Here is a 10,770-nt window from a genome sequence, read left to right as displayed (position 1 = left end):
GCTGTGCGGGGGGCCGCCCCGGCCGCCCACCCCCACCCGCCCCCCCCCCGCACTCCCCCGGTCACCGGTCGCGGGACCGGCGATCAACCTTCGCCCAGACCTGCCGGACCGGTCAACCATGGGACATGGATGCAGACGAGCCGCTGCGGGAAGCTCTGAAATGACTTGCGATGACGAGTGGCCGACGTCCCAGCCGCACGGATGGTTGTCTCGCAGCCGACGCTCACCGGCTGGCGTCGCGAGAGATACAGCTCTGGACGAGCTGTTTGAGCACCGCTGTCAGCATGGCGCGTGTGCGGCCAGGGCATCGGCATCGCACCGGAGACCATGAGCCGGCCGGCGCCGCGCGAGGACGTCGCGTACCGGCCGGTGGCGGACCTCGGCCCGAGCCAGGTCGGGCTCTACTGGCCGAAGGAGCGCCGGCTCACCCCGGCGATGGCCGCGTTCGTGCACAGCTGCCGGGCCACGTTCGCCTCCGGGAGCGCGGACCAGGCGGCCGGGACTAGGCCGCAGCCTCGAAGGGCTCGGGGTAGCGGCACAGACCGCGCGGTGCACCGTCGTACGCGGGCAACGCGAGCGTCTGGAAGTACGCCTCCGGCACCTCGAACGGGCCGGTGACCTCGTGCAGCCGGGCCGGCGCGAAACCGAACCGCCGGTAGTAGGCCGGGTCGCCGAGGACGACCACGAGCTTCTCGCCCGCCTCCTCGGCCGCCGACAGCGCCGCCCGCACGACGAGCTCGCCGACGCCCTTGCGCTGCCACTCCGGCGCGACCGCGACCGGCGCGAGCGCCAGGCCCTCGCCGTCCTCGCCGACCCGCAGCCGGGTCAGCAGCGCGTGTCCGATCACCAGCCCGCCGTCGTCCACCGCCACCACCGACAGGCCGGGCAGCCAGGCCGGGTCGCGGCGCAGCGCGTCCACGAGGTCCGCCTCGTCCGGGCCGGGGAACGCCGCCATGTGGACCCGTCGGGTGGCCGGGGCGTCGTCCGGGCATTCGACTCTGGTACTGACCATCATGGGTGGTCAACCCTCCCTGTGTCACACGTCCTTGTGGACCGGCCCCGGACGGTGGGTGGACCGTCCGGGGCCGTTGCAGGCTAGCTGATGGTGCGTCAGCCCTTGGGCTGCGTCTCGGACTTGGCGTCCTCGCGGACCTTGGGCTGGGCGTCCACGCCGGCCTCGCGGCGCTGCGCCGGGGTGATCGGGGTCGGGGCGCCGGTCAGCGGGTCGCCGCCGGTGGACGTCTTCGGGAAGGCGATGACGTCCCGGATGGTGTCGTACCCGCCGAGGAGGGTGACGATCCGGTCCAGGCCGAAGGCGACGCCACCGTGCGGCGGCGGGCCGTAGTTGAAGGCGTCCAGCAGGAAGCCGAACTGCGAGGCCGCCTCCTCCTCGGACAGGCCGATCGCGTCGAACGCGCGCTTCTGGACGTCCCGCTGGTGGATACGGATCGAACCGCCGCCCAGCTCCGAGCCGTTGAGCACGAGGTCGTAGGCGTTGGACAGGGCCGAGCCCGGGTCGGTGTCGAAGGTGGCCAGCGACTCGGCGGTCGGGGCGGTGAACGGGTGGTGCACCGCGTGCCAGCCCTGGAACTCGCCCTTGTCGTCCTCGATCGGCTCGAACATCGGGAAGTCGACGACCCAGAGGAAGGCCCACTGCGACTCGTCGATCAGCTCGCAGCGGCGGCCGATCTCCAGGCGGGCGGCGCCCAGCAGCTCCTGCGAGGCGCGCTGCTTGCCGGCCGCGAAGAAGATCGCGTCGCCGTTCTTGGCGCCCGCGGCGGCGGCGAGGCCGGCCAGGTGCTCCTCGGAGAGGTTCTTGGCGACCGGGCCGCGCAGCTCGCCGGTCTCGGCGTCGATGACGACGTAGGCCAGGCCCCGGGCACCGCGCGCCTTGGCCCAGTCCTGCCAGGCGTCGAGGGCCTTGCGGGGCTGCGAGGCGCCGCCCGGCATGACCACGGCACCGACGTACGGGGCCTGGAAGACGCGGAACTCGGTGCCCTTGAAGTACTCGGTGAGGTCGGTGAGTTCCTGGCCGAAGCGGACGTCCGGCTTGTCGGAGCCGTAGCGGGACATGGCATCCGCGTAGGTCATCCGCGGCAGCGGGTTCGGGACCTCGTAGCCGTGCACCTCGCGCCAGATGGCGCCGACGATCTTCTCGCCGAGGGCCAGGATGTCCTCCTGGTCGACGAACGAGGCCTCGATGTCCAGCTGGGTGAACTCCGGCTGCCGGTCGGCGCGGAAGTCCTCGTCGCGGAAGCAGCGGGCGATCTGGTAGTAGCGCTCCATGCCGGCCACCATCAGCAGCTGCTTGAACAGCTGGGGCGACTGCGGCAGCGCGTACCAGTGGCCGGGCTGCAGGCGGACCGGGACGAGGAAGTCGCGGGCGCCCTCGGGGGTGGAGCGGGTGAGGTACGGCGTCTCGATGTCGAGGAAGTCGTTCTCCTCCATCACCCGGCGGATGATGTTGTTGACCTTGGAGCGCAGCCGCAGGCCCTTGGCCGGGCCCTCGCGGCGCAGGTCCAGGTAGCGGTAGCGCAGCCGGACCTCCTCGTTGACCGTGCCCGGCTCGTACTCGGCGACCGGGAACGGCAGCGGCGCGGCCTCGGAGAGGACCTCGATGTCGCTGACGACGACCTCGACGGCGCCGGTCGGGATGTCGGGGTTCTCGTTGCCCTCGGGGCGCACCCGGACGTCACCGACGACCTTGACGCAGTACTCGGCGCGCAGGCCGTGCACCGAGTCCAGGTCGCGGACCACGATCTGCACGGTGCCGGAGGCGTCGCGCAGGTCGATGAAGGCCACGCCGCCGTGGTCGCGGCGGCGGGCGACCCAGCCGGCCAGGGTGACGGTGGTGCCTGCGTGCTCCGGGCGGAGCGTGCCCGCGTCGTGCGTGCGGATCACAGCTGCTTCTCCTTCAGGGTGGTGACGAGTGCGTCGAGGGCGACGGGGGACTGCTCGCCGGTGCTCATGTCCTTGAGCTGGACGACGCCCTCGGCGAGGTCCCGGTCCCCGGCGATCAGGGCGAAGCGGGCGCCGGACCGGTCGGCGGACTTCATGGCGTTCTTGATGCTCTTGACGCCGAAGGCGAGGTCGGTGGCGACGCCGGCCCGGCGCAGCTCGACCACCTTGGCGAACAGGACGTTCTTGGCCTCCTCGCCGAGCGCGACGGCGTAGACGGAGGTGGCGGGCGGCAGGTCGAGGACGACGCCCTCGGCCTCCAGCGCGAGGAAGGTGCGGTCCACGCCGAGGGCCCAGCCGACGGACGGCAGCGCCGGGCCGCCGATCATCTCGGACAGGCCGTCGTAGCGGCCGCCGCCGCCGATCGCGGACTGGGCGCCGAGGCCGTTGTGCACGAACTCGAAGGTGGTGCGGGTGTAGTAGTCCAGGCCGCGCACGAGCTTCGGGTCGTCGACAAAGGCGACGCCGTTGGCGGTGAGCAGCTCGCGGACCTTCTCGTCGTACGCCTTGCAGTCCTCGCACAGGAAGTCGCGCAGCATCGGCGCGCCGACGAGTTGCTCCTGGACGGACTCGCGCTTGTCGTCGAGGACGCGCAGCGGGTTGATCTCGGCGCGGCGGCGGGTGTCCTCGTCCAGGTCGAGGCCGGCGAGGAACTCGATCAGGGCGGCGCGGTAGACCGGGCGGCATTGCTTGTCGCCGAGGCTGTTGAGCAGCAGCGTGTAGTCGCTCAGGCCCAGCGAGCGGAACGCGTCGTCGGCGAGGATGATCAGCTCGGCGTCCAGCGCCGGGTCCTCGGCGCCGATCGCCTCGGCGCCGACCTGGGCGAACTGGCGGTAGCGGCCCTTCTGGGCGCGCTCGTAGCGGTAGTACGAGCCGGAGTACCAGAGCTTGACCGGCAGGTTGCCCTGCTTGTGCAGGTTGGCCTGGAGCGCGGCGCGCAGCACCGAGGCGGTGCCCTCAGGGCGCAGCGCGAGCTCGTCACCGCCCTTGGTGGTGAGGTTGTACATCTCCTTGCTCACGATGTCGGTGGACTCGCCGACACCGCGGGAGAACAGCTTCACGTCCTCGAAGACCGGGGTCTCGATGTAGCCGTAACCGGCCCGGCGGGCGGGCGCGGAGAGGCGCTCGCGGATCGCCAGGAAGGTCGCGGAGCTGGGGGGCAGCAGATCGTAGGTGCCCTTGGGGGCGGTGAAGGTGCTCAACTTCTCTTCCGTCACATTCCTCGTCGCGGGAAAGCCGGGGCGCCGGCCGCCCCCGCTGCCTGTCGGAGGTAGGGGTTGGTGGCGCGCTCGCGGCCGATGGTGGTCTGACCGCCGTGGCCGGAGAGGACCACGGTGGAATCGTCGAGGGGCAGGCACACCCGGGCCAGCGAGCGCATGATCGCTTCGCCGTCCCCGCCCGGGAGGTCGGTACGCCCGATGGAGCCGGCGAACAGCAGGTCGCCCGAGAACAGCACCGGGGGGAGGTCCTCGGCACCGGGCGTCCGGAAGGTCACCGACCCCCCGGTATGGCCCGGGGCGTGGTCCACGGTGAGCTGCAGGCCGGCCAGTTCCAGCACGCTGCCGTCGGTGAGTTCGCGCACGTCGTCGGGCTCGCCGACGGTGAGCTCGCCCATCAGCTGGGTGCCCAGGGAGCGGCCGAGCGCCTTCTCCGGGTCAGCCATCATGTACCGGTCCTCGGGGTGGATCCAGGCCGGGACGCCGCGGGCGCCGCAGACCGGGACCACCGAGGCGACGTGGTCGAGGTGGCCGTGGGTGAGCAGCACGGCGACGGGCTTCAGCCGGTGCTCGCGGACCAGTTCCTCGACGCCGGCGGCCGCCTGGTGGCCGGGATCGACGATGACGCACTCCTCACCGGGCCCCGGCGCGACCAGGTAGCAGTTGGTGCCCCAGGCTCCTGCGGGGAATCCGGCGATGAACACGCGCGTCCTTCGGTGTGCGGCGACAGGTTGTGGCGGCTGCCAGTACGGATGGTGCCAAGAGTGATTTAGGGGCAGCCTACCGGCGGTGCGGGTCCGGTTGCGAACCAGATCGGGGTGCCGGGCGCGGTTCGTCTGACAGGTTCACTGCCTTCTTACGGGCCGGGTCCCTACACTTGGCCGCCGATGGATGCGATGATCCGCTCCGGAATCCTTCACCATCCCTCCTTGTCCGCTCATCGGGCAGGGGAGGTCCAGCGCACATCGTTCAGGAGACACGGCCGGTGGTCAGCAGCGAACAGCGGCGGCGGCAGCTCGCCCGCGAGAAGTACGAGCGCCAGATGGAGCGCCGCGTCGCCGCGGCGGCTGCCCGCAAGCGCCGCAACACGATCCTCGGCGCCTCGCTCGCCGTGGTGGTCCTGGCCGGCGGTGGCACGCTCTTTGCCACGGGCGCCTTCAGCTCGGACGACAAGGACAAGAAGGACACCGCCCAGGCCGCGCCGACGCAGCCCGCGGCGACCGGCGCCACCGAGCCGTCGGTCCCGACCCGAAAGCCGGTCGAGGGCTGCACGGACCCGGCGGCGGGCAAGCCCAACGGCAAGCAGTGGCAGGCCGAGCCGGCCATGACGGTCGACGCCTCGGGCAGCTACACCGCGACGCTGGACACCAACTGCGGCAAGGTGACGATCACCCTGGACGCGGCCAAGGCCCCGCACACGGTGAACTCCTTCGCCTTCCTGTCCGGCGAGCAGTACTTCGACCACACCAAGTGCCACCGCCTCACCACCGGCGGCATCTTCGTGCTCCAGTGCGGCGACCCGACCGCCAGCGCGACGGCGCCGGGCGGCACGGGCGGCCCCGGCTACAAGTTCGCCGACGAGAACCTGACCGGCGCGACCTACCCGGCGGGCACCGTGGCGATGGCCAACTCCGGCCCGGGGACCAACGGGAGCCAGTTCTTCCTGGTCTACAAGGACACCCAGCTCGACCCGAAGTACACCCCCTTCGGCAAGATCACCGGTGGCCTGGACGTGCTGCAGAAGATCGCCGCCGCGGGCACCCTGGAGGGCCGCCCGGACGGCCACCCGATGGCCGACGTCACCCTCAACTCGGTGACCACGGCCAAGGGTTGACAACCCCCGGGGCCCGCCCCGGAGTGCGCCCGAGCGCGCTCCGGCGCGGCCCCGGCCCGAAATCGCCCGGCCCGGATGCGGACAGCACCGGGCCTGGTCGCCTATGTTGGCGTTGTGTAGGGTGCCCGGACCCGCCTTAGCCGTCACCCTCGGCGAGCAGGACACGGCGGACGGGGACGGCGGACTTCTTCGGTCCGCCGCACATCAACTGTGGACGACGGACGCGCGCCGCCCCGGCGCGGGCGCGACGTCATGTGGAGGACGCGCTATGAGCAGCGACCCGTGGGGCCGTGTCGACGAGCAGGGCACGGTCTACGTCAGGACGGCCGACGGCGAACGCGTCGTGGGTTCCTGGCAGGCCGGCTCGCCCGAGGAGGCCCTGGCCTACTTCGAGCGCAAGTACCAGGGCATCGAGGTGGAGATCGGCCTGCTGGAGAAGCGGGTGCGCACCACCGACCTGGCCGCCAAGGACGCCCAGACCGCGCTGGAGCACCTGCGCGCGCAGGTGACCGAGGGCCACGCGGTGGGCGACCTGGACGCCCTGGCCAAGCGACTGGACACGCTGGCCGGTGAGATCGAGAGCCGGCGCGAGGAGCGCAAGGCCGCCCGGGCCAAGGCCCAGGACGAGACCCGCACCGCCAAGGAGGCGCTGGTCGCGGAGGCCGAGCAGCTCGCCGAGTCCACCCAGTGGCGGGAGGCCGGCGACCGGCTGCGCGCCCTGGTGGACACCTGGAAGGGCCTGCCCCGGCTGGACCGCAAGAGCGACGACGAGCTGTGGCACCGCTTCTCGCACGCCCGCTCGGTCTTCTCCAAGCACCGCAAGTCGCACTTCGCGGCGCTGGACAACGAGCGCGAGCAGGCCAGGCAGACCAAGGAGTCGCTGGTCACCGAGGCCGAGGCGCTGTCCTCGTCCACCGAGTGGGGCGACACCGCGGCCCGCTACCGCGACCTGATGGCGCGCTGGAAGGCCGCCGGCCGGGCCCAGCGGGACATCGAGGACGAGCTGTGGGCGCGGTTCCGCGGCGCGCAGGACGTCTTCTTCCAGGCCCGTTCCGCGGTGTTCAGCGAGCGGGACGCCGAGCAGGTCGAGAACCAGAAGCTCAAGGAGGCGCTGGCGGTCGAGGCCGAGGCGATCCTGCCGATCACCGACCTCAAGGCCGCCAAGGCCGCGCTGCGGGAGATCAACGAGCGCTGGGAGGCGATCGGGCACGTGCCGCGCGACGCCCGTCCGAAGCTGGACGGCCGCCTGAACGCGGTCGAGCGGGCGATCCGCGAGGCCGAGGACAGCGAGTGGAAGCGCTCCAACCCGGAGGCCAAGGCCCGCGCCGCCGGCATGGTCGGTCTCTTCCAGGCCAAGGCCGACAAGATCCAGGCCGACCTGGACAAGGCCCGCGCCGCCGGCAACGCCTCCAAGGTCACCAAGCTGGAGAAGGAGCTGGCCGGCGTCCAGGAGCTGCTGGAGCAGGCCCACAAGAGCCAGGAGGAGTTCAGCGGCTGATCCCGCTTGAACGCCGGAAGGCCCCCGAGGGACAAATCCCCGGGGGCCTTCCTCATGCCCGCCGCACGTGGGCGGCCTACGTCACTTGCGGGCCGAGGTGACGCGGTAGACGTCGTAGACGCCCTCGACGCCGCGGACGGCCTTGAGCACGTGGCCGAGGTGCTTCGGGTCGCCCATCTCGAAGGTGAAGCGGCTCATCGCGACCCGGTCGCGCGAGGTCTGCACCGCCGCCGACAGGATGTTGACGTGCTGGTCCGAGAGCACCCGGGTGACGTCCGAGAGCAGGCGCGAGCGGTCCAGCGCCTCGACCTGGATCGCCACCAGGAAGACCGAGGACTGGGTGGCGGCCCACTCGACGTCGATCATCCGCTCGGGCTGCTGGCTGAGCGCCTCGACGTTGACGCAGTCGGCGCGGTGCACCGAGACGCCGTTGCCGCGGGTCACGAAGCCGACGATCGGGTCGCCCGGCACCGGGGTGCAGCAGCGGGACAGCTTGACCCAGACGTCCTCGACGCCCTTGACGATCACGCCCGGGTCGCCCTTGGCCCGGCGCCGGATCGCCCGCCGGTTGTCGTGCGTCGGGGTCGCGGTCTCGGCCAGGTCCTCGGTGGCACCCTCCTCGCCGCCGAGCGCCTGGACCAGCTTCTGGACGATGTTCTGCGCGGCGACGTGCCCCTCGCCGATCGCGGCGTAGAGGGAGGAGATGTCGGGGTAGCGCATCTCGTGGGCCAGGGTGACCAGCGAGTCGCCGGTCAGGATCCGCTGGATCGGCAGGCCCTGCTTGCGCATCGCCCGGACGATCGCCTCCTTGCCGTGCTCGATCGCCTCCTCGCGGCGCTCCTTCGAGAACCAGGCGCGGATCTTGTTGCGGGCGCGCGGCGACTTGACGAAGCCCAGCCAGTCCCGGGAGGGTCCGGCGTTCTCCGCCTTGGAGGTGAACACCTCGACGGTGTCGCCGTTCTCCAGGGTCGACTCCAGCGGCACCAGCCGCCCGTTCACCCGCGCCCCGATGGTCCGGTAGCCGACCTCGGTGTGCACCGCGAAGGCGAAGTCGACCGGGGTCGCGCCGGCCGGGAGGGCTATCACGTCGCCCTTGGGCGTGAAGACGAAGACCTCGTTGCTGGCCAGGTCGAAGCGCAGCGACTCCAGGAACTCGCCCGGGTCGGCGGTCTCCTTCTGCCAGTCCAGCAGCTGCCGCAGCCAGGCCATCTCGTTGACGGCACCGGCCTTGTCGTCCTTGCGGACCTGGGTCGGCGTGTCGGTGCGGACCTTGGAGGCGCCGGCCACCGCGCGCTGCTTGTACTTCCAGTGCGCGGCGATGCCGTACTCGGCCCGCCGGTGCATGTCGAAGGTGCGGATCTGCAGCTCGACGGGCTTGCCGCCGGGCCCGATCACCGTCGTGTGCAGCGACTGGTACATGTTGAACTTGGGCATCGCGATGTAGTCCTTGAACCGCCCCGGCACCGGGTTCCACCGCGCGTGGATGGTGCCCAGCGCCGCGTAGCAGTCGCGGACGGTGTCGACCAGGACCCGGATGCCCACCAGGTCGTAGATCTCGGCGAAGTCCCGGCCTCGGACGATCATCTTCTGGTAGACCGAGTAGTAGTGCTTCGGCCGGCCGGTGACGGAGGCGGTGATCCGGGCGCCGCGCAGGTCGCCCTGGACCTGGTCGATGACGGTCGCCAGGTACTCGTCCCGCTTGGGGGCGCGCTCGGCGACCAGCCGGACGATCTCGTCGTACATCTTGGGGTAGAGGATCGCGAAGGCGAGGTCCTCCAGCTCCCACTTGATGGTGTTCATGCCCAGCCGGTGCGCCAGCGGAGCGTAGATCTCCAGCGTCTCGCGGGCCTTCTTCTCCTGCTTCTCCCGCTTGAGGTAGCGCATCGTGCGCATGTTGTGCAGGCGGTCCGCGAGCTTGATCACCAGGACGCGCGGGTCCTTGGCCATCGCGACGACCATCTTGCGGACGGTCTCGGCCTGCGCGGCCTCGCCGAACTTGACCCGGTCCAGCTTGGTGACGCCGTCCACCAGGAGGGCCACCGAGTCGCCAAAGTCCTTGCGCAGGGTCTCCAGGCCGTAGTCGGTGTCCTCGACGGTGTCGTGCAGCAGCCCGGCCATCAGCGTCGGGGCGTCCATACCCAGCTCGGCCAGGATCGTCGCGACGGCCAGCGGGTGGGTGATGTACGGGTCGCCGCTCTTGCGCTTCTGCCCGCGGTGCCACTTCTCGGCCACCGCGTAGGCGCGCTCGATGTCGCGCAGCAGCGCCGGGTCGGCCTTCGGGTCGTTCGCCCGGATCGAGCGGAACAGCGGCTCCAGGACGGGGTTGAGCACACTGGAGCGCTGGCCGCCGAGGCGGGCCAGACGGGCGCGCATGCCACCGGTCGCGGAGCCGCGGCCGGTGGGCGGGAACGAACGCGAGGAGGAAGGCGCCGGGCGTGCCGGGGTGGCCCCCGAGGGCGTGGGACTGTTTTCGGGGGCGGCCGCTGCGGCCGTGGGCACAACCTCGTCGGGCAAGGACACTCCTCGGGGCACCGGGGCCGGCCCCTCACGGGCCGCGCCACCAGCGCACAACCGGGAGGGGATGAATCTTCATGGTACCGAGCCGGGCGCCCCGGTGTTCAGCCGCCCGGGTGCGGACACGCGAAGGCGGCGGTCGGCTGATCCGACCGCCGCCTGTCGCTCGGCTGTCACTCGGGCCCTGCGGGCCCTCAGACGGTGACCAGGGTCTCCAGCGGAGCGCCGTCCAGGTGCCCGGCCAGCCGCTCGCGGCCATCCAGGAAGCCCAGCTCCATCAGCACGACGACGCCCGCCAGCTCGGCGCCCGCCTCCTTCACCAGGTCCAGCGAGGCACCGATGGTCCCACCGGTGGCCAGCACGTCGTCCACCACCAGCACCCGCTCACCGGGCGCGAAGGCGTCGCACTGCACCTCCAGCGTCGCCGAGCCGTACTCCAGCTCGTACGAGCGCCGGAACACCTCGCCGGGCAGCTTGCCGGCCTTGCGGACCGGCACGAAGCCCAGCCCGGCCGCGAAGGCCGCCGGAGCCGCCAGCACGAAGCCGCGCGCCTCCAGGCCGACCACCTTCGTCGCCCCGAGCTCCTTCGCCCGGTCCGCGAGCGCCCGCGTGAGGGCGCCGAAGGCCTCGGCGTCGGCGAGCAGCGGCGCGATGTCCTTGAACAGCACACCCGGCTTCGGGTAGTCCGGGACGTCCCGGATCCGGCTGTTCAGCAGCTCGGCCAGTGCGGTGTCGGCGGTGGTCACGGT

General features: G+C 71.7%; 9 protein-coding genes. 3 read left to right on the top strand and 6 right to left on the bottom strand.

The window, feature by feature from the left end:
* Nucleotides 1-291 precede the first annotated feature (291 nt).
* A complete protein-coding gene (locus AB0O00_RS04965; protein ID WP_363648690.1) occupies nt 292-618 on the top strand; it encodes a LysR family transcriptional regulator substrate-binding protein in 327 nt (108 codons plus the stop codon).
* Here AB0O00_RS04965 and AB0O00_RS04960 read toward each other — a convergent pair.
* The 4 genes from AB0O00_RS04960 to AB0O00_RS04945 form a co-directional block, all read right to left on the bottom strand.
* Nucleotides 503-1,015, bottom strand: coding sequence for an N-acetyltransferase (locus tag AB0O00_RS04960; protein WP_363648689.1), 513 nt, complete (start codon nt 1,013-1,015; stop codon nt 503-505). The genes AB0O00_RS04965 and AB0O00_RS04960 overlap by 116 nt on opposite strands.
* Before the next feature lie 95 nt (nt 1,016-1,110).
* A complete protein-coding gene (gene aspS, locus AB0O00_RS04955) occupies nt 1,111-2,901 on the bottom strand; it encodes an aspartate--tRNA ligase (RefSeq protein WP_363648688.1) in 1,791 nt (596 codons plus the stop codon).
* Nucleotides 2,898-4,160 (bottom strand): histidine--tRNA ligase, encoded by a 1,263-nt coding sequence (gene hisS / locus AB0O00_RS04950; protein WP_363648687.1) that lies wholly within the window; start codon nt 4,158-4,160, stop codon nt 2,898-2,900. Before hisS ends, aspS begins: the two co-directional genes overlap by 4 nt.
* 11 nt (nt 4,161-4,171) lie before the next feature.
* Nucleotides 4,172-4,879, bottom strand: coding sequence for an MBL fold metallo-hydrolase (locus AB0O00_RS04945; RefSeq protein ID WP_363648686.1), 708 nt, complete (start codon nt 4,877-4,879; stop codon nt 4,172-4,174).
* Between the two features lie 281 nt (nt 4,880-5,160).
* On the opposite strand from AB0O00_RS04945, the gene AB0O00_RS04940 reads away from it, so the two are divergent.
* A complete protein-coding gene (locus tag AB0O00_RS04940; RefSeq protein ID WP_363648685.1) occupies nt 5,161-6,009 on the top strand; it encodes a peptidylprolyl isomerase in 849 nt (282 codons plus the stop codon).
* 268 nt (nt 6,010-6,277) lie between these two features.
* Entirely contained in the window at nt 6,278-7,507 is a 1,230-nt protein-coding gene (locus tag AB0O00_RS04935) for a DUF349 domain-containing protein (RefSeq protein ID WP_363648684.1), read from the top strand.
* Between the two features lie 81 nt (nt 7,508-7,588).
* Here AB0O00_RS04935 and AB0O00_RS04930 read toward each other — a convergent pair whose 3' ends face one another.
* Together AB0O00_RS04930 and AB0O00_RS04925 are read right to left on the bottom strand one after the other, a co-directional pair.
* Complete coding sequence (locus AB0O00_RS04930; RefSeq protein WP_363648683.1) at nt 7,589-9,880, bottom strand: bifunctional (p)ppGpp synthetase/guanosine-3',5'-bis(diphosphate) 3'-pyrophosphohydrolase; 2,292 nt, start codon at nt 9,878-9,880, stop codon at nt 7,589-7,591.
* 335 nt (nt 9,881-10,215) lie between these two features.
* A complete protein-coding gene (locus tag AB0O00_RS04925; RefSeq protein WP_363648682.1) occupies nt 10,216-10,767 on the bottom strand; it encodes an adenine phosphoribosyltransferase in 552 nt (183 codons plus the stop codon).
* Nucleotides 10,768-10,770: the final 3 nt, after the last annotated feature.

It is taken from the genome of Kitasatospora sp. NPDC093558, assembly GCF_040683475.1.
GTDB lineage: Bacteria > Actinomycetota > Actinomycetes > Streptomycetales > Streptomycetaceae > Kitasatospora.
The sequence above is the reverse complement of the archived record's forward strand: the minus strand, read 5'-3'. Positions and strand labels throughout refer to the sequence as shown.